The following is a 19,159-nucleotide window of genomic DNA, read 5'->3' as shown; positions in this document are numbered from 1 at the left end:
TCGTCATTTCGAAAAGATTTCCATCAGTCGCCCGGCAATTCGCTCCAGCGGACGGATTTCCACCGCCGCGTCGATTGCCGCGGCGGCCTTGGGCATGCCGTATACCGCGCTGCTCTGCTGGTCCTGGGCGATGGTCAGGAAGCCCTGCTGGCGCATCAGCTTCAGGCCCTGGGCGCCGTCGCGCCCCATCCCGGTAAGCAGCACGCCCACCGCATCACCAGACCAGTAGCGCGCCACGCTCTCGAAGAACACATCGATCGAGGGCCGGTAGATTTCGTTGACGGGCTCGGCAGTGTAGGCCAGCTCGCCGTTCTTCAGCAGACGGATATGGTGGTTGGTGCCGGCCAGCAGCACCTGCCCCGGCTGCGGAGGCTCACCCTCGCGGGCCAGGCGCACCGGCAGGCCGGACGCGGTACTGAGCCATTCGGCCATGCCGGCGGCGAACACCTGGTCGACATGCTGGACCAGCACGATGGCCGCCGGGAAACTGCGCGGCAGGCCCTTGAGCAGTACCTCGAGCGCCGCCGGCCCACCGGCCGACGAGCCGATGGCCACCAGGGCACGGCGCTGCGAAGTCTCGCGCAGCGGCGCGGCCACCGCACGGGCGGCGCTGGGACGCTGCTGGCCGATCAGCCAGCCGATGTTGAGGATCTTGCGCAACAGCGGCGCGGCCGCCTCCCGGGCGTCGCCCGCGCCCAGCGCCGGGGTATCGACCACATCCAGGGCGCCATGGCCCATGGCCTCGAACACCCGGTGCACATTCTGCTTGCGGTCCACCGTGACGATGACGATGGCGCAGGGAGTCTCGGCCATGATCCGGCGGGTGGCCTCGACCCCGTCCATCACCGGCATGATCAGGTCCATGAGGATCAGGTCCGGGGTCTGCTCGGCGCACAGGCGCACCGCCTCGGCGCCATTGCCCGCCACCCAGATCACCTGGTGCGCGGGCTCGAAGGCCAACGCACGGCGCAGGGCCTCCACGGCCATGGGCATGTCGTTGACGATGGCGATTCTCATCCCTGGGCACCTCCGATCAGCTCCACGACCGCCTCCAGCAACGCATCGTCGTGGAAGCTGGCCTTGGCCAAATAATAGTCGGCACCGGCATCCAGTCCACGACGCCGGTCTTCTTCACGATCCTTGTAGGACACCACCATCACCGGCAGCGATTGCAGGCGGTTGTCGCGCCTTACCAAGGTGACCAGCTCGATACCGTCCATGCGCGGCATGTCGATGTCGGTGATCAGCAGGTCGAAATCATCACTGCGCAGGGCGTTCCAGCCGTCCATGCCATCGACGGCCACCGCCACGTCATAGCCGCGGTTGCCCAACAGTTTGCGCTGCAGCTCGCGTACGGTGAGCGAGTCGTCGACCACCAGGATGCGCTTGCGTGCCACGCCCTTGCCGCCCCGCCCGCCCCGTTCGATACGTTCCAGGCGGCCGGTGCTGAGCAGTTTGTCCACCGAGCGCAGCAGGTCCTCGACATCGACGATCAGCACCACCGAGCCATCATCGAGCAGGGCGCCGGCGGAAATGTCCTGGACCTTGCCCAGGCGCGCGTCCAGTGGCATCACCACCAGCACCCGTTCGCCGATCAACCGCTCGACCGCCACCCCATAGAGTTGATCGCGCTCACGGATCACCACTACCCGCAGGCTCTGTTCATCCCCCTGGGCCGCCGGCCGGTTGAGCAACTGACTGGCAGCCACCAGGCCGATATGCCGCCCTTCGTGCCAGAAGTGCTGACGGCCTTCGATCTGCACGATGGCCTCGGCCGGCACTTCGACGGTGCGCTCGATATGCGCCAGTGGGAAGGCATAGGCCTCGCCGCCCACCTCGACCACCAGGCTGCGCACCACCGACAGGGTCAATGGCACTTCCAGGTGGAAGCAGCAGCCCTGCCCAGCCACCTGGGTCAGCTCGATGGAGCCGCGCAGTTCGCGGACCATGTGCTGCACCGCGTCCAACCCGACACCGCGACCGGACACCTCGGTGACGGTGTCGCGCAGGCTGAAGCCCGGCAGGAACAGGAACGTCAGCAGCTCGGCCTCGCTCATCTGCGCCACGGTCTCGGCCGGCGACAGTGCTCGCTCGACGATACTACGGCGCAGGCGCTGCAGATCGATACCGGCACCGTCGTCGGACAATTCGAGGATCAGCAGTCCGGCCTGGTGCGAGGCGCGCAGGCGTACCGTGCCCTCGCTCGGCTTGCCGGCCAGCAGGCGCTGCTCGGGCAGCTCGATACCGTGATCGACCGCGTTGCGCAGCAGGTGCGTCAGCGGAGCCTCGAGCTTTTCCAGCACATCGCGGTCGACCTGGGTCTTCTCGCCCTCGACCAGCAGGCGCACGGGCTTGTCCAGCGAGCGGCCAAGGTCGCGGACCATCCGGCTCTGCCCGGTCAGCACATCGGCGAACGGACGCATGCGACAGGCCAAAGCCGTGTCGTAGAGCAACTGCGCGCGCTGACTGGCCTGCCAGCCGAATTCGTCCAGGTCAGCCGCCTGTTGCAACAGGATTTGCTGGGTTTCGGCCAGCAACTGCTGGGTCTGGGCCAGGGCTTCGAGTACTTCAGGCCCCTGGCCGCTCTCCTCCAGTTGGGCCTTCAGTCCATCAAGCCCCCGCATGCCCTGGCCATGCATACGCTTCAGGCGCTGCAGGGTGGCCAGGTAGGGTTTCAGGCGCTGGGTCTCGACCAGCGATTTGCTCGACAGGTCCAGCAGGCTGTTCAGTCGGTCGGCGGTGACCCGCAACACCCGCTCGCCGCCCTCGCCACCGCGTTTTCCGACCTTGCGGGCAGGCACCGGCTCTGCCTCGACGTCGGGTTCAGGTGGCGACAGGGGCTCAGGCTCCGGCGGTGCGGGCTGGACGACTGGCGGCAGGTTCGCTGTGCTCGGCTGCGCGTTGGCCAGCAAGGGCGCCGAGGGGTCGAGCAAGGCCGCCATCTGTGCCAGGAACACCGCCACGGCGGCTTCGCTGTCCTGATCGCCCGGCGTGGCGATACGCATCAGCAGATCGGTGCCCTGCAACAGTGCGTCGATATGCTCGGGGCGCAGCAGCAGGCGGCCCTCCTGGGCGGCCACCAGGCAGTCTTCCATGACATGGGCGACACTGACCCCGGCGTCGATGCCGACGATCCGTGCCGCCCCCTTGAGCGAGTGCGCCGCACGCATGCAGGCCTCGAGCTGATCGGGTTGCGCAGGGTTGCGCTCCAGCGCCATCAGGCCCGCGCTGAGCACCTGGGTCTGGGCCTCGGCCTCCAGGCTGAACAGCTCGAGCAGCGACGCATCGCGCATTTGCTCCGGGGTCATGACAGGCTCCGCTTCACGGCTGACATCAGGTGTTGTTCATCCAGCACACGCACGCTGCGCCCGCGCCACTGCAGCACCGCCGCGGTGAAGTGCGCCGCATCGCGACCATTGTCCAGGCTCGCCGGGTCGAGGCGATGGATCCCGTCGATCTCGTCCACCGGTACCACCACCGGCCCACCTTCGGCCGCCAGGATCAGCATGCGCGGCATGCTCCGCCCGCCACGCTCGCCGCCCCCCTCGACCGGCACGCCCAGCAGGTCGGCCAGCGACAGGCAAGGCACCAGCGCCCCGCGCACATTGGCGACCCCCTGCAGCACCCGCGAACGCTGGTGAGGCAACGAGTGCACCGGCTGCAACGGGGCGATCTCGGCCAGGCAGGCGGTGGCCAGGGCCAGCCATTCCTCGCCCAGGCGGAACAGCAGCATCGAGCGGCCGACCGCCTCCTCCTGCACAGCGGGTGCCTCGAGCTGTTCATCCTGGATCAGCGCATAACGGTCGAGCAGGCGCGTGGCTGCCTCGGCATAAACCTCGCAGTTGCGGCAGTGCACATGCCGCGGCAGCAAGGGACACTGTTTGTCGCCATGCACCCCGATACGGTTCCAGCAGTCATCGATCTGCTCGTCATCGTGGGCAATCAGTTGCATATGGTATCCGCCGCTCATCGTTCAGACTCCCGGCCAGCCCGAGCGGCACGCTCCTGCAGGCGTCGCGCGCCCGCCTCGTCGCCCTGCGCGGCCAGCAGCATGGCCAGGTGCATCAGCGCCTCCGGGTGCTGCGGCTCAAGGTAGAGGGCCTTGCGGTAATGGGTGATGGCCTGCGCGGCATCGCCCTCGGTATCGCTGAGCAACCCCATCCAGTAGTAAACCTGTGCCTTGGGCGCGAACTTGCGCAGATAGCGCTCGCAGCCTTCCCTGGCCTGGGCGCTGTCACCGGCATTGGCATGCTGGGCGATGCTGGCCAGCAGTTGCGCCTCATCCTTGGCCGGCATCGGCTTGGCGACTGGCACGGCATTCGGCCTGCCGACCCGCGGCGGTAGCGTCACGATACGCGCTGGCACGGGTGGCACGACTGCTGGGCGGGCCACCGGCGCCGGCTTGGCGATGATGACCGGCGGCGCTTCATCCTGACGGACGTAGGCGAACGACTGGGCAATCCCCAGTGGTCGCATACCCAGGCGCGCCAGCAGGCTGCCCTCGGCCGGACCGATGAACAGCACGCCCTGGGCATGGGTCAGGTGCTTGAGCACCTCGAACACCCGCTGCTGGGTCGGTACGTCGAAATAGATCAGCAGATTACGACAGAACACGAAATCGTAGAGGCCTTCACGCGCCCGCAGCGCCGGATCGAGCACGTTGCCCACCTGCAGGCTGACCTGCTGGCGCACCCGCTCATCCAGGCGATGGGCCTCGTCGACGACGCTGAAATGCCGCTCGCGAAAGGCCAGCTCACTGCCGCGGAACGAGTTGCGGCCATAGACACCTTGCTCGCCCTTGGCCACCGAGCTGGGGCTGATGTCGATGCCGTCGATACGGAATGCCCCGGGGTTCAGCCCGCCGTCGAGCAACGCCATGGCGATCGAATACGGCTCCTCGCCGGTAGAGCACGGCAGGCTGAGGATCCGCAGCGGCCGGGCGCCGGCCAGCTCGGCCACGCGCTTGTGGGCCAGGCCCGCCAGCGCGGTGAAGGATTCGGGGTAGCGGAAGAACCAGGTCTCCGGAACGATGACCGCCTCGATCAGGGCCTGCTGCTCATCGGTCGACTGCTGCAGGCGTACCCAGTAGTCGTCCAGGTTTACCGCCGCCACGAGTGTGCAGCGCTGGCGCAAGGCACGCTCGACCATCGCCGTGCCGACCGACTCGACGTCCAGGCCGATACGCTCCTGCAGGAAACGGAAAAAACGCTGCTCACTCATACCTGCACCTGCCCTGGCTCCAGCGGATACAGCAACACGCGCACCGCATCCGACAGCAGGTCGTCCACCTCGATGCGTTGCAACAAACCCCGGGCGTCCTGGCGCACAGGCCCGAGGTAACGCGCCTCGGCATTGTCCAGGCCATAGGGTTGGAAGTCGTCGGGAGCGCAGCGCAGGGTGTCGGTGGCCTGCTCCAGGATCAATCCCAGCTGCAACTGCGGACGCTGCGGATCGGCGCGGTAGTGCACCAGCACCAGTCGCGTACTGCTGCGCGACTGGGCCGGGGAGCCGAAACTGAGTGCCGACAGGTCGATCACCGGCACCAGCGCACCGCGATGGGCGAGCACGCCGGCCACCCAGGCCGGAGCCTGGGCGATGGGCTTGAGCGCACGATGCGGCAGGACCTCGATCACCTCGCGCACATCCAGGGCGAAACGTTGGTCGGCAATGCGAAACTGCAGGTACAGCACGCCCTTTTCAGTGGTGGCGCGCGCCTCGCGGGGGGACATGTCGTTCATCGTCGTCAGACTTTGAACCGCGACACACCACCCCTCAGCCCGGCGGCCACCTGGCTCAGTTCGTCGATGGCGAAGCTGGCCTGGCGCAGCGACTCGACGGTCTGGGTGCTGGCATCGCTGAGCTGGGCCAGCGCCTGGTTGATCTGCTCGGCGCCGGTGGCCTGGGCCTGCATGCCCTCGTTGACCATCAGCACCCGCGGCGCAAGCGCCTGCACCTGGTGGATGATCTGGCTCAGTTGCTCGCCGACCTGCTGCACCTCGAACATGCCGCGGCGCACTTCCTCGGAGAACTTGTCCATGCCCATCACCCCCGCCGACACCGCCGACTGGATCTCGCGCACCATCTGCTCGATGTCGTAGGTGGCCACGGCGGTCTGGTCGGCCAGGCGCCGCACCTCGGTGGCGACCACGGCGAAACCGCGACCGTATTCGCCGGCCTTCTCCGCCTCGATGGCGGCGTTGAGCGACAGCAGGTTGGTCTGGTCGGCGACCTTGACGATGGTCACCACCATCTGGGTGATGTTGCTGGCCTTCTCGTTGAGGATCGCCAGCTTGGCATTGACCAGGTCGGCGGCGCCCATCACCTGGTGCATGGTTTCTTCCATGCGTGCCAGGCCCTGCTGACCGGAGCCGGCGAGGCTCGAAGCCTGGTCGGCGGCGCTGGTGACTTCGGTCATGGTGCGCACCAGGTCGCGCGAGGTGGCGGCGATTTCCCGCGACGTGGCGCCGATCTCGGTGGTGGTGGCGGCGGTTTCGGTGGCGGTGGCCTGTTGCTGCTTGGAGGTGGCGGCGATCTCGGTGACCGAGGTGGTCACCTGCACCGACGAGCGCTGGGCCTGGGCCACCAGGTTGGCCAAGGACTCGGCCATCTCGTTGAAGCCCCCTTCGATCGCGCCGAACTCATCCTTGCGGTCCAGGTTCAGGCGCATGCTCAGGTCACCGGAGCGCAGGCCGTCCAACCCATGGACGATGCGCAGCATGGGTGCGGTGATAGCACGCATGAGCAACAGACCGCAGACACCGGCGGCGATGATGGCCAGCAGCAACGAGACGATCATACTGCCCTTGGCGGTATTGACCGCGCTGACAATGTCGTTGGTGGCCTTGTCGGCGGACTCGCGGTTACGCTCGATCACTTCGTTCAGGTGCTGGCGCCCTTCCTTCCAGGCAGGCGTGAGCACATCCATGATCAGCCGCTGGGCTTCGGGATAGTTCTTCTGGCGATAGGTTTCCAGGACCTGGTCGACGAGCTTGACATACTCCTCCTCCAGACGGGTGAAATCGTCGAACGCCGCCTGGTCGGCCGCGTCGCGGATGGTCGCCTGATAGCTGGCCATGTGCTTCTTGAGGCGATCATCGAAGCTCTTGAACAGTTCAAGATCGGCCGTGGTGATCTCACGGTGGTTGGACAGCCCCACCAACTGCTGGCTGGTGACGTAGCTGTCGACCCAGGCACTGCGGATCATCGAGCTGTAGTAGACGCCGGGGATGCTGTCGGACCCCACGGCTTCCTCGCTGGACTCGATCGCCACCAGCCGCGAGTAAGCGGCCACGATCATCAGCAGCATGATGGCGATGATCACGGCGAAACTTGCCAGGATCCGTTGGCGCAAGGTCCAGTTCTTCACATTCAGCCCTCAGGAATTCGATACGAGCGGGAAAAATCGCCGAAGTATAGCCCAGGCTTCCCGTTCAATTGCGGCTGAATGCAGCGGTATTCAGGCGTCCGTGCCCGTTCAGGTGGCCAAATGCCGGTTCATTGACTCGCGGCAAGCTTGACCTGGTTCTCCAGTTCCTGGCGCAGGTTCGGGTCGAGGCGTAGCTGGCGGGCCAATTCATCGAGATAGGCGCGCTCCATGAAGTTCTCCTGATCGACCATCATCACGCTGGCCAGGTACATCTCGGCGGCCATTTCCGGGGTCTGCGCGGCGCGGGCGACCTCGGCCGGATCCAACGGCTTGTTCAGCTCGGCATGCAGCCAGTGCTGCAATTCGCGGTCGCTGTCCAGGCGGGTGAACTCGCCTTCGATCAACGCCCGCTCGCGCTCGTCGATATGACCGTCGGACTTGGCCGCGGCCACCAACGCCCGAAGCACGGCCTGGCTATGCTGTTCGGCCTGGGCCGGCGGCAGGCGGTCGAGGGTCTGCGGTTCGTGATTGCCCGCGCCCTGGCGCGCCTGCCAGTTGCCATAGGCCTTGTAGGCCAGCACCCCAAGCGCGGCCAATCCGCCGTAGGTGAGCGCCTTGCCGCCGTACTTGCGCGCCTTCTTGTTCCCCAGCAGCAGGCCCATCGCGCCGGCCGCCAATGCGCCACCGCCAGCACCGGACAACAGGCTGCCGAGGCTCCCGGAGCCCTTGTGACTGGTGCCCTTGCCCTGTTGGTTCTGCAGCATGGATTGACCGGTTTTCAATAGCTGATCGAGCAGACCACGGGTGTTCATCTGGCAGACCTCGCAAGCATCCAAAGTAGGTAGGCCTCCAGAGTAGGCCTGCAAGCTGAAGCCACGCTTAACGCATTTGCATCCGGATGTTGCCCAGTTTGGTTTGTTGGCTGCGCCAGTTGCTTCCAGTAGGGAGCGTTACCATGGCGCAGCGGTTTTTCCGCACAACCGCGCGACATTTCCCACGGGTTGCCCCTGCGGCGCCCTACCGTTGATCTATTGAGCTTTGCGGCACTGGTATCACAGACTGATACCATGAATAATCATCAACGTGCGTTACTCGAACTCGTCTTCAAGAAGCCCGTTCCACGAACGCTGGACTGGTCGCGCCTGGAGTCCCTGCTGGTTTCGCTCGGTGCCCGGGTGATCGAAGGCAGGGGTTCACGCGTGCGGTTCGAGCTCAATGGCGAGGTCGCGACCTTCCATCGCCCTCACCCCGACCGGCACGCCAAGCCCTATCAGGTGCGCGATGCCCGCCAGTTCCTGGAGCAGGCAGGAGTTACCCCATGAATGTAATGAACTACTGCGGCTACTCGGCCCGCATCGAATACAGCGACGAAGACCAGCTGCTGGTTGGCCATGTCGCCGGCATCCGCGATGTGATCGGCTTCCATGGCGAATCGATCAGCGAACTGCGCCAGGCATTCGAGGAAGCCGTCGACGACTACCTCGAAACCTGCCAGCGCCTGGGGCGCGAACCGCAGAAGACCTACTCCGGAAAACTCAGCCTGCGCCTGGAGCCCACCCTCCACGCCAGCGTGGCGGCCAAGGCCGAGCTGGCGCAGAAGAGCATCAACCAGTGGGTCAGCGACATCCTCAGCCAGGCGGCCTGTAGCTGAGTCAGTCGCGCAGGTCCGACTCGTGGATGGGGTTGGCCCGGCTGGTGGCCCGCTGATACTGCGCCGGCCAGGTCGCCTTGTTGCCACCCAGGTCGTCATCGGCATGCAATGGCCAGTACGGGTCGCGCAGCAGCTCGCGGGCAAGGAAGATCACATCGGCCTGGCCGGTGCGCAGGATATGCTCGGCCTGGGCCGGTTCGGTGATCATGCCGACGGTGCCGGTGGCGATTTCCGACTCCTTGCGTACCCGTTCGGCGAAGCGGGTCTGGTAGCCGGGGCCGGTGGGAATCTCGGCATTGACCGAGGTGCCCCCTGAAGACACGTCGATCAGGTCGACACCCAGGGCGCGCAGGCGACGGGCCAGCTCGACGGTCTCGTCCGGGTTCCAGCCATCCTCGACCCAATCGGTGGCCGATACCCGCACGAACAGCGGCAGTTCCTGCGGCCAGGCCTTGCGTACTGCCTCGGCAACCTGCAGGGTTAAACGGATGCGGTTCTCGAAACAGCTGCCGTATTCATCGCGACGCTGGTTGCTCAGGGGCGAGAGAAACTGGTGCAGCAGGTAGCCGTGGGCGGCGTGGATCTCGACCACCTTGAAGCCGGCCTGCAATGCCCGCTCGGTCGCGGCGACGAACGCGGCGACCACGTCCTGGATCTCGTCCTTGGTCAATTCACGTGGCGGGGTGTGCTGCGGGTCGAAGGCTATCTTCGACGGCCCGACCGGTTGCCAGCCGCCCTCCTCGATCTTGACGCTGCCCTGCTTGCCGAGCCACGGCCTGTGGGTGCTGGCCTTGCGCCCGGCATGGGCCAGCTGGATACCGGGGACGGCGCCTTGGGCGGTGATGAAACGGGTGATGCGTTGCAGGGGTTTGATCTGGTCGTCGGTCCACAAGCCGAGGTCCTCGGCGGTGATGCGTCCGTCGGCGGTGACCGCGACGGCCTCGCTGATTACCAGACCCGCGCCACCGACCGCGCGGCTGCCGAGGTGGACCAGGTGCCAGTCGTTGGCCAGGCCGTCTACGGCGGAGTACTGGCACATGGGGGATACGGCGATGCGGTTGGGCAGGGTCAGCTGACGCAGGGTGTATGGCTCGAGCAGCAGGCTCATGGGGCACCTCCCAGGGACTCCAATGGTTTCCGGGCCGGCTTTTGTGGTTTGGGGGTGGGCCGGTACCGGTAGGTTTCAGACTAGACCATGGGGTGGGGGGTGTTCTGGGGTCTTGGGTTCGGGGATGATTGTTTTGATTTTTTTATGCGCATTCATTGGCGATGGGGACGCATAGTCACCTTTCCGCCCTTACGGCGGGTCCCTTTTTGAAGGATCAAAAAGGAACCAAAAAATCCTCGCTCCATTCATCCGGCCCCTACGCTTCGCTCCGGGGTTCCCTCGCTCCGTTCTTGCTCCCGGGAGGACCGCGCTGAACGCCCCATCCTGGGGCGCAGCGCTTGACGGCCATCCATGGCCGTCACCTCCCTCCGCAAGAACTCCGCTCGGCCTCCTGAAGTCGCAATTGGCGGCGCCTGGACTATTGCGCGCTTAGAAGCAAGAGCAAGAGCAAGAGCAAGAGCAAGAAATGCGAAGTTAGTTTTTTGGCCATTAGTTATGTATTGGCTGTTCCGGCCCTTTCGCGGGGCAAGCCCGCTCCTACAGGGTTATATATAACGGCGACTATCGCGTGGGAGCGGGCTTGCCCCGCGATACAATCGAGAGATCAATTAAATTTCAACTAGCGACAGCTGCGCCAGTCCAGGCGCCGCTCGTAACTTCGCGACTTCAGGAGGCCGAACGCAGGACTTGCGGAGGGAGGTGACGGGCATGGATGCCCATCAAGCGCTGGGGCCCAGGATGGGCCCTGCAGCGCGGTCCTCCCGGGAGCAAGGCCGGAGTGAGGGGACCCGGAGCGAAGCGTAGGGCCGGATGAATGGAGCGAGGATTTTTTGGTGACTTTTTGATCCTTCAAAAAGTTACCCGCCGTAAGGGCGGAAAGGTGAATAAGCGTCGACATCACAAATGAATGCGCATACAACCCTCAAAACAACCAGTTAACCAATTAACTAATCAAAACAAAATCACCGAGCTTCCATGTGAGCAATCATCAACTGCACACTCTCATTCCCCCGAAACTCATTCACATCCAGCTTGTAAGCCAACTCCACCCACCGCACAGTAGGATTCGGCCAAACCTCCCGATCAACCCCAAAGGCAATCCCATCCAACCGCACCGCCCCACACTCGCTCTTGAGCACCACCTTCAGATGTCGCTCCCCGACCACCCGTTGTTCGACCAGCTGGAACACCCCATGGAACAACGGCTCAGGAAAGTGCTGCCCCCACGGCCCGGCATTGCGCAATGCCCGCGCCAGGTCAAGGTGAAACTCCTCGACCGCCAGGGTGCCATCCGATAACAGCCGACCGGTCAGGTCATCCTCACGCAGCTGACGCCGTACCTCTTCATCGAACGCCTCGGCAAACGCCGGGAAATGCTCGGCCGGCAACGACAACCCCGCCGCCATCGCGTGCCCGCCAAACTTGCTGATCAGGGCCGGATGCCGCGCCGCCACGGCATCCAGCGCATCACGGATATGGAACCCCGCCACCGAACGCGCCGAGCCCTTGAGCATCCCCTCCCCCGCATCGGCGAAGGCGATGGTCGGACGGTGGTAACGCTCCTTCAACCGCGAAGCGAGGATACCGATCACCCCCTGGTGCCAGTCGGCGTCGAACAGGCACAGGCCATAGGGCATGGACTCGACCGGCAGATCCTTGAGCTGGGCCAGCGCCTCGCGCTGCATACCCTGCTCGATGGACTTGCGGTCCTGGTTCAGACCATCCAGCTGCTGGGCCATGTCCAGCGCCAACGCCGCGTCCTCACACAACAGGCATTCGATACCCAGGCTCATGTCGTCCAGGCGCCCGGCGGCATTCAGCCGAGGGCCGAGGATGAAGCCCAGGTCGGTGGAGGTGATGCGTCGATGATCGCGCCGCGCCACCTCGAGGATGGCCTTGAGCCCGGCGCGGGCACGGCCGGCACGGATACGCTCCAACCCCTGGTGCACCAGGATGCGGTTGTTGGCATCCAGCGGCACCACGTCGGCGACACTGCCCAGCGCTACCAGGTCGAGCAGCTCGCCGATGTTCGGCTGCGGCTGCGTCTCATAGCGCCCCAGGCTGCGCAGCCGCGCGCGCAGGGCCATCAGCACGTAGAAGATCACCCCCACGCCGGCCAGGGACTTGCTCGGGAACCCGCACCCTGGCTGGTTCGGGTTGACGATGGCATCGGCGGCGGGCAACTGTTCGCCCGGCAGGTGGTGGTCGGTGACCAGCACCTTGAGCCCGGCAGCTTTGGCTGCCGCCACACCCTCGACGCTGGAGATGCCGTTGTCCACGGTGATCAGCAACTGCGGCTGGCGCTGCAGGGCGACCTCGACAATCTCCGGGGTCAGGCCGTAGCCGTATTCGAAGCGATTGGGTACCAGATAATCGACATGTGCCGCGCCCAGCAGACGCAGGCCAAGCACACCGACAGTGCTGGCGGTGGCACCGTCGGCGTCGAAGTCACCGACGATGAGAATGCGCTGGCGCTGGTCGAGCGCCTCGACCAGCAGGTCCACCGCCGCATCGATGCCCTTGAGCTGCTGGAACGGCAGCAGGCGTGCCAGGCTCTTGTCCAGTTCAGCCTCGGACTGTACGCCACGGGCGGCGTACAGGCGGGTCAGCAGGGGTGGCAGGTTGCCCAGCAATGGCAGGGGCGACGGCAGGGGACGAGGTTCGATACGCATGGGGTCTTCGATAATCCGCTGTGAATCAGGTCAGCCGCGCTCGCCGAGCAGCCACTGCAGCTGCACTTCGTGCTGGCCACGGTCGTCGGTGACGAACACCGTGCCTTCGCTGATCATCACATCCCACTTGATGGTGCGCGGCATGTCGGTGGCGAGGACTTCCAGCACGTCCTGCGGCACGGCGGCGATGCTCAGGTTCTTCAGGCCCTTGACCGCGCCGAGCACCTTGTTTTCCCAGACGCGCAAGCTGCCGTAGGCCAACAGGCTGGTGCGCTCGGTCCGCCGCGAGCACCAGGTCAGGCGGTCGGCGTCGGGCTGGCCGACTTCGATCCAGTGCAGGATGCGGTCGTCCAGGCTCTTTTCCCACAGGGCCGCCTCATCGACATCCGACAAACCGCGACCGAAGGACAGCTGCTCGTTGTACCAGAGGGCATAGGCCAGCAGGCGCACGGCCATGCGTTCTTCGGTTTCCGAAGGATGACGGGCGATGGTCTGGCGGACGTTCTCGTACACGCCGCGGTCGAGGTCGGTCAGATTCAGTTCGAACTTGTAGGTGGTGGACGGCTGGGCCATGGGCAATAGGCTTCTTGCGAGAGAAAGTCGCACAGTCTAACTGATCCCGGGCGCCAGCGTCGGATCAGACAACACCGATATACCTGCCACCGCCGAGCTGTGATACAACCTGCGCACACGCCCAGCCGCCACGGATGCCCCATGCCTACGCCCAGCAAACCCCTCGCCGGCCTGAAAGTCATCGAGCTCGGCACCCTGATCGCCGGCCCGTTCGCCTCGCGGATCTGCGCCGAATTCGGCGCCGAGGTGATCAAGGTCGAGTCCCCCGATGGCGGCGACCCGCTGCGCAAATGGCGCAAGCTCTATGAAGGCACCTCGCTGTGGTGGTTCGTACAGGCCCGCAACAAGCAGTCGCTGACCCTCAACCTCAAGCATCCGGAAGGCCGCGACGTGCTCAAGCGCCTGCTGGCCGATGCCGACATCCTGATCGAGAACTTCCGCCCCGGCGTGCTGGAGAAGCTGGGGCTGGGCTGGGACGTGCTCCATGCCCTCAATCCGCGCCTGGTCATGGTGCGGCTGTCGGGCTTTGGCCAGACTGGGCCGATGAAAGACCAGCCGGGCTTCGGCGCGGTCGGCGAGTCCATGGGCGGGCTGCGCTACATCACCGGTTTCGAGGACCGCCCGCCGGTACGCACCGGGATCTCCATCGGCGACTCCATTGCCGCCCTGTGGGGCGTGATCGGCGCGCTGATGGCCCTGCGTCATCGCGAGGTCAACGGCGGCGCGGGCCAGGTGGTGGACGTGGCGCTGTACGAAGCGATCTTCGCCATGATGGAAAGCATGGTCCCGGAGTTCGATGTATTCGGCTTCATCCGTGAACGCACCGGCAACATCATGCCGGGCATCACCCCCTCCTGCATCCACACCACCGCCGATGGCCGTCACGTGCAGATCGGCGCCAATGGCGATGCGATCTTCAAGCGTTTCATGCAGGCCATTGGCCGCGACGACCTGGCCAACGATGCGACCCTGGCCACCAACGACGGCCGCGATGCCCGCCGCGACGAGTTGTACGGGGTCATCGACCGCTGGGCCAACAGCCTGCCGCTGGCCGAGGTGATGCAGGTGCTGAACGATGCCGAGGTACCGGCCAGCCGGATCTACTCCGCCGAGGACATGCTGGGCGATCCGCAGTTCCTCGCCCGCGAGATGTTCCTCCAGGCCCGGCTGCCGGACGGCAAGCCATTCAAGATGCCGGGCATCGTGCCCAAGTTGTCCGACACGCCGGGCTCCGCCGAGTGGGTCGGCCCGGCACTGGGCGAGCATACGGCCACGGTGCTGGCCGACCTGGGCTACGACGCAGCCGCCATTGCCCGCCTGCGCGCGGCCGGCACGGTCTGACCCACGCACCATGCGGATCCGCCATTTGCCCATCGTGCTCTGCCTGTTGCTGTTCGCACTCGCGGGTCAATCGGCCGAGGCCAGGGAGCGCCTGTTGTGGCTGGTGCGCGACCTGCCGCCGTTCACCATCTTCGAAGGGCCGGCCAAGGGCCAGGGGGTGATCGACCAGTTGCTGCCGATGCTGATCGCCCAGATGCCCGAGTACGACCACAGCATCGTTCGGGTCAACCGGGCCCGGGGCCTGCAGATGCTCCAGGAGCGCAGTTTCACCTGTGACCCGACCCTGCTGTGGACCCCCGAGCGCGCCAGGTATGTGCATTTCTCCCAACCTTCGCTGGGCGTGCTGAGCAGTGGCCTGATCGTGCGCAAGCAGGACCAGGCCCTGCTCGCGCCGTACCTGGACGGCCAGCAGGTCGACCTGCAGCGCTTGCTGGCCGAGACCCGCCTGAAGCTGGGCATCGTCGCCGAGCGCAGCTACAGCGTGCAGGTCGACGAGGTGCTCCGGCAATTGCCTGATACCGCCTTCAGCCGCCACTACGGCAACGATGCCACGGCCAGCCTGCTGCAGATGCAGCAATTGGGCCGCCTGCAACTGGTGCTCGGCTACTGGCCGGAGATGCGTTACCTGATCCAGCAGCAAAATGGCTCGCTGGACGACTACAGTTTCCACCCCATCCTTGGCGTAAACCGCTACCAGTTCCTGCATGTAGGCTGCTCGGATACCCCGCTGGGGCGCGAGGCGATCGCCCATATCGACCAACTGCTGCCGGCATTGCGTCGCGATACCTTGCCTGACCTCTACGCCCACTGGCTGGATCCTGGACTGCAGGAAGACTACCTGGAGCAGGCCAGGCACTTCTTCGAGCAGGGTGAACCGCCGATACGCTGACGCTCTCCGGGCAACCCCCAGGTTCAAGGCAAAAAGAAACCCCGGCCGCTGGGGAGGACGACCAGGGTCAAGCGAAAGTCCTTGGGACTTCCAGTGACAGCCTGGACGGTACCGGAGCAAAGCACCATCAGACGGCCCTTACAAATTCTGATGGGCTGGTGAGGCAAAGGTTCCCTGCATCTGCCGCTGATGTTGCAGGTCGGCGATCACCCGTGCCGGACGCCCCCAGCCTGCGGCCGACTAGAGGCGTTCCAGCGCCCGCTCCAGCCCCACCATCGACATCGGCCAGGACAACTCCGCCAGCACGTTCAAACCATGCTCGCGTGCCTCGAGCGCGAGGTCTTTCCCCCCAGCGCCGCCACACCCGACAAACAGCAACCCGCCCGCGCAGGAAGCCTGAACCAGGTACTTGAACAAGCGCCGCGCATGGCGCCAGGGCATGCCCTGGTCGAGCACCAGCACATCCACAGGCCGCTGTCGCGCCGTCGCGGTCGGTACGTCGTCGGTGAGCCGGACGTTGTACACACCCTGCGCATTGAAGGCCTGGTGCAAGAGCATCTGGTGAGAGGGCCGACCCTGATGGATAAGGACATTGAGCTGACGCATGAGCCACCTCTGGAGCAGTGAGCCTTGTAGGTTGGAGAAACCACTCTAGTAGGTGCAGGCGCCGAACTACATGGGAAAAATCTGAAAGATCGAAACCCTGTGTCGCGGACACAAAAAAGCCCGTCTAGGACGGGCTTTTCGCATAGCGCTCGGCTTACAGCGGCTTGCCGCGGTTGCCATGCTGGCTGACGAAGGCCTGGACGGTCTTCAGGTCGTTGGCCAGCACCGTGCAGCGCTCCTCGCGGCTGAACAGATCGCTCAGGTGCGCCGGCAGCTCCAGGGCCTTGTCGACACCGGCCTTCTCCACCGCCTCGGGGAACTTGACCGGGTGCGCGGTGCCCAGCACCACCATCGGCGTATCCAGGCTGCGGCGGCACTCGCGGGCAGCCTTGACGCCGATCGCGGTGTGCGGGTCGAGGACTTCACCGGTGGCCTTGAACACCTCGGCGATGGTCTCGCAGGTCTGCTCGTCGGTGACAGCCAGCGAGTCGAACAGCTTGCGCGCCTCGGTCCAGCGATCCTGCTCGACGCTGAAACCACCGCCTTGCTTGAAGGTGTCCATCAGCTGGGCAACCGCGGCGCCATTACGACCGTGCAGGTCGAACAGCAGGCGCTCGAAGTTGGACGAGACCATGATGTCCATCGACGGCGACAGGGTCGGGTGCAAGGAATCCTTGACATACTGGTTGCCGCTCATGAAGCGGTGCAGGATGTCGTTGCGGTTGGTCGCCACTACCAGCTGGCTGATCGGCAGGCCCATGTTGCGCGCCAGGTAACCGGCGAAGATATCGCCGAAGTTGCCGGTCGGCACCGAGAACGCCACCGAACGGGCCGGGCCGCCGAGCTGCAATGCTGCGTGGAAGTAGTAGACGATCTGGGCCATGATCCGCGCCCAGTTGATCGAGTTCACCGCCACCAGGCGGGTGCCCTTGAGGAACGACTGGTCGGCAAAGCTGGCCTTGACCATCTCCTGGCAGTCGTCGAAGTTGCCTTCGATGGCAATGTTGTGGATGTTGTCGCCGAGGATGGTGGTCATCTGCCGGCGCTGCACTTCCGACACGCGCTGGTGCGGGTGCAGGATGAAGATGTCGACGTTGTCGCAACGGCGGCAGCCTTCGATGGCGGCCGAGCCGGTATCACCGCTGGTGGCGCCGACGATCACCACGCGCTCGCCACGCTTGACCAGCACATGGTCGAGCAGGCGGCCGAGCAGTTGCAGGGCGAAGTCCTTGAAGGCCAGGGTCGGGCCGTGGAACAGCTCCATAACCCACTCGTTGCCGTTGAGCTGGCGCAGCGGCGCGACGGCGGCGTGGGCGAAGTTGCCGTAGGTCTCTTCGAGGATCTTCTTGAAATCGGCGTCGGCGATGCTGCCGTCGACGAACGGGCGCATCACCCGGAAAGCCAGTTCGTGGTACGGCAGGCCCGCCCAGGAGGCAATCTCTTCCTGGGTGAAGCGCGGCAGGTTCTCGGGTACGTACAGGCCGCCGTCGCTGGCGAGGCCCGCCAGCAGGACGTCTTCGAAGTTCAGGGCCGGAGCCTGGCCGCGGGTACTGATATAGCGCATGGGTGCAAACCTTCGATGCTGGGCGCGGGCCGCCGTCGCGGCCCGCCGCCGGAATTAATTGAGCTGTTCGACGCGGATGCGCACGACCTTGCCGATCACGTCCTGGAGCGCTTCCAGGGCGACGATGGCGTCGTCGATGCGCTGCTCGACCACACGGTGGGTCAGCAGGATCATCGGTACCAGGCCGTCCTGTTCCTCGGCCTCCTTCTGCATGATCGACTCGATGTTGATGCCGCGCTCCGAGAGGATGCTGGCGACCTGGGCCAGCACGCCCGGGTGGTCCTTGGCCTGGATACGCAGGTAGTAGGCACTTTCGCAGGCTTCGATCGGCAGGATCGGGTGGGCCGACAGTGCGTCCGGCTGGAACGCCAGGTGCGGCACGCGGTTCTCCGGGTCGGAAGTCATTGCACGAACCACGTCGACCAGGTCGGCGACCACCGACGAGGCGGTCGGCTCCATGCCGGCACCGGCGCCGTAGTACAGGGTGGAACCGGCGGCGTCACCGTTGACCATCACCGCGTTCATCACGCCGTTGACGTTGGCGATCAGGCGGTCGTTGGGGATCAGCGTCGGGTGCACGCGCAGCTCGATGCCGTCGGCGGTGCGACGGGCCACGCCCAGGTGCTTGATGCGGTAGCCCAGGGCCTCGGCGTAGTTGACGTCGGCGGTGGTCAGCTGGGTGATGCCCTCGGTGTAGGCCTTGTCGAACTGCAGCGGGATGCCGAAGGCGATGGACGCCAGGATGGTCAGCTTGTGCGCGGCGTCGATGCCTTCGACGTCGAAGGTCGGGTCGGCCTCGGCATAACCCAGCGCCTGGGCTTCGGCCAGCACGTCGGGGAAGGCGCGGCCCTTGTCGCGCATTTCGGTGAGAATGAAGTTGCCAGTGCCGTTGATGATGCCGGCCAGCCAGTTGATGCGGTTGGCCGACAGGCCCTCGCGGATCGCCTTGATCACCGGGATGCCGCCGGCCACGGCGGCTTCGAAGGCGACGATGACGCCCTTCTCGCGGGCCTTGGCGAAGATCTCGTTGCCGTGCACGGCGATCAGCGCCTTGTTGGCGGTGACCACGTGCTTGCCGTTGTCGATGGCCTTGAGCACCAGGTCGCGGGCGATGGTGTAGCCGCCGATCAGCTCGATGACGATATCAATCTCAGGGTTGCTCGCAACTTCGAACACATCAGCGGTAATGGGGGTACCGGTAATCTGGCAATTCGGGTTCTGCGAGCGCATGGCAATCTGTGCCACTTCAATACCGCGCCCGGCACGGCGGGCGATCTCCTCGGCGTTGCGCTGAAGTACATTGAAGGTTCCGCCACCGACGGTCCCCAACCCACAGATGCCTACTTTGACCGGTTTCACTGTGAACTCCCCATAGAACGGCCGGCACCT

17 protein-coding genes are annotated in these 19,159 nt (G+C 65.3%); 4 read left to right on the top strand and 13 right to left on the bottom strand.

The genetic code is table 11. The features are described 5' to 3' along the window. Nucleotides 1-3: 3 nt before the first annotated feature. The 7 genes from HU751_RS08735 to HU751_RS08705 all read right to left on the bottom strand — a co-directional run bounded on the left by HU751_RS08735 (nucleotide 4) and on the right by HU751_RS08705 (nucleotide 8,178). A complete protein-coding gene (locus tag HU751_RS08735; RefSeq protein WP_186735878.1) occupies nucleotides 4-1,017 on the bottom strand; it encodes a chemotaxis response regulator protein-glutamate methylesterase in 1,014 nt (337 codons plus the stop codon). Then, a complete protein-coding gene (locus HU751_RS08730; RefSeq protein ID WP_186735880.1) occupies nucleotides 1,014-3,308 on the bottom strand; it encodes a hybrid sensor histidine kinase/response regulator in 2,295 nt (764 codons plus the stop codon). The genes HU751_RS08735 and HU751_RS08730 overlap by 4 nt, the downstream gene beginning before the upstream one ends. Continuing rightward, complete coding sequence (locus tag HU751_RS08725; protein ID WP_437181039.1) at nucleotides 3,305-3,970, bottom strand: chemotaxis protein CheW; 666 nt, start codon at nucleotides 3,968-3,970, stop codon at nucleotides 3,305-3,307. Before HU751_RS08725 ends, HU751_RS08730 begins: the two co-directional genes overlap by 4 nt. Then, nucleotides 3,967-5,220, bottom strand: coding sequence for a CheR family methyltransferase (locus tag HU751_RS08720; protein ID WP_186735884.1), 1,254 nt, complete (start codon nucleotides 5,218-5,220; stop codon nucleotides 3,967-3,969). The genes HU751_RS08725 and HU751_RS08720 overlap by 4 nt, the downstream gene beginning before the upstream one ends. After that, on the bottom strand, nucleotides 5,217-5,738 hold the full coding sequence (locus HU751_RS08715; RefSeq protein ID WP_186735885.1) for a chemotaxis protein CheW: 522 nt from the start codon (nucleotides 5,736-5,738) through the stop codon (nucleotides 5,217-5,219). The genes HU751_RS08720 and HU751_RS08715 overlap by 4 nt, the downstream gene beginning before the upstream one ends. A gap of 5 nt (nucleotides 5,739-5,743) precedes the next feature. Next, entirely contained in the window at nucleotides 5,744-7,366 is a 1,623-nt protein-coding gene (locus HU751_RS08710; protein ID WP_186735886.1) for a methyl-accepting chemotaxis protein, read from the bottom strand. Nucleotides 7,367-7,494: 128 nt separating this feature from the next. Beyond that, complete coding sequence (locus HU751_RS08705) at nucleotides 7,495-8,178, bottom strand: tellurite resistance TerB family protein (RefSeq protein ID WP_186735887.1); 684 nt, start codon at nucleotides 8,176-8,178, stop codon at nucleotides 7,495-7,497. 255 nt (nucleotides 8,179-8,433) lie between these two features. Here HU751_RS08705 and HU751_RS08700 point away from each other — a divergent pair, with 255 nt between their 5' ends. Together HU751_RS08700 and HU751_RS08695 are read left to right on the top strand one after the other, a co-directional pair. Continuing rightward, the gene (locus HU751_RS08700; RefSeq protein WP_050704364.1) at nucleotides 8,434-8,688 is read left to right on the top strand and encodes a type II toxin-antitoxin system HicA family toxin; all 255 of its coding nucleotides are present in this window, start codon (nucleotides 8,434-8,436) and stop codon (nucleotides 8,686-8,688) included. Continuing rightward, a complete protein-coding gene (locus tag HU751_RS08695; protein ID WP_186735888.1) occupies nucleotides 8,685-9,017 on the top strand; it encodes a type II toxin-antitoxin system HicB family antitoxin in 333 nt (110 codons plus the stop codon). The genes HU751_RS08700 and HU751_RS08695 overlap by 4 nt, the downstream gene beginning before the upstream one ends. Nucleotide 9,018: 1 nt before the next feature. Here HU751_RS08695 and HU751_RS08690 read toward each other — a convergent pair whose 3' ends face one another. The 3 genes from HU751_RS08690 to HU751_RS08680 form a co-directional block, all read right to left on the bottom strand. Beyond that, nucleotides 9,019-10,125 carry an NADH:flavin oxidoreductase/NADH oxidase gene (locus HU751_RS08690; RefSeq protein ID WP_186735889.1) on the bottom strand — a complete coding sequence of 369 codons (1,107 nt, stop codon included), beginning with the start codon at nucleotides 10,123-10,125 and terminating at the stop codon, nucleotides 9,019-9,021. 962 nt (nucleotides 10,126-11,087) lie between these two features. After that, a complete protein-coding gene (gene recJ / locus HU751_RS08685) occupies nucleotides 11,088-12,797 on the bottom strand; it encodes a single-stranded-DNA-specific exonuclease RecJ (protein ID WP_186735947.1) in 1,710 nt (569 codons plus the stop codon). A 30-nt stretch (nucleotides 12,798-12,827) separates the two neighbouring features. Continuing rightward, on the bottom strand, nucleotides 12,828-13,370 hold the full coding sequence (locus tag HU751_RS08680) for a YaeQ family protein (protein WP_050704212.1): 543 nt from the start codon (nucleotides 13,368-13,370) through the stop codon (nucleotides 12,828-12,830). 141 nt (nucleotides 13,371-13,511) lie between these two features. Between HU751_RS08680 and HU751_RS08675 the strand changes: the two genes are divergently transcribed. Continuing rightward, nucleotides 13,512-14,711 (top strand): CaiB/BaiF CoA transferase family protein, encoded by a 1,200-nt coding sequence (locus tag HU751_RS08675; RefSeq protein ID WP_186735949.1) that lies wholly within the window; start codon nucleotides 13,512-13,514, stop codon nucleotides 14,709-14,711. A gap of 10 nt (nucleotides 14,712-14,721) precedes the next feature. Beyond that, nucleotides 14,722-15,600 (top strand): TIGR02285 family protein, encoded by an 879-nt coding sequence (locus tag HU751_RS08670; protein ID WP_186735951.1) that lies wholly within the window; start codon nucleotides 14,722-14,724, stop codon nucleotides 15,598-15,600. A 240-nt stretch (nucleotides 15,601-15,840) separates the two neighbouring features. Here HU751_RS08670 and HU751_RS08665 read toward each other — a convergent pair whose 3' ends face one another. The 3 genes from HU751_RS08665 to HU751_RS08655 all read right to left on the bottom strand — a co-directional run bounded on the left by HU751_RS08665 (nucleotide 15,841) and on the right by HU751_RS08655 (nucleotide 19,129). Next, nucleotides 15,841-16,206 (bottom strand): response regulator, encoded by a 366-nt coding sequence (locus HU751_RS08665; RefSeq protein ID WP_186735952.1) that lies wholly within the window; start codon nucleotides 16,204-16,206, stop codon nucleotides 15,841-15,843. Between the two features lie 154 nt (nucleotides 16,207-16,360). Continuing rightward, nucleotides 16,361-17,770, bottom strand: a complete 1,410-nt coding sequence (thrC, locus tag HU751_RS08660; RefSeq protein WP_186735954.1) for a threonine synthase — start codon at nucleotides 17,768-17,770, stop codon at nucleotides 16,361-16,363. A 54-nt stretch (nucleotides 17,771-17,824) separates the two neighbouring features. Beyond that, nucleotides 17,825-19,129 (bottom strand): homoserine dehydrogenase, encoded by a 1,305-nt coding sequence (locus tag HU751_RS08655; RefSeq protein WP_186734843.1) that lies wholly within the window; start codon nucleotides 19,127-19,129, stop codon nucleotides 17,825-17,827. Nucleotides 19,130-19,159: the final 30 nt, after the last annotated feature.

Source organism: Pseudomonas peradeniyensis, assembly GCF_014268935.2.
Lineage (GTDB): Bacteria > Pseudomonadota > Gammaproteobacteria > Pseudomonadales > Pseudomonadaceae > Aquipseudomonas > Aquipseudomonas peradeniyensis.
Note: the sequence above shows the minus strand (reverse complement) of the source record. Positions and strands in the feature narration are given on the sequence as shown.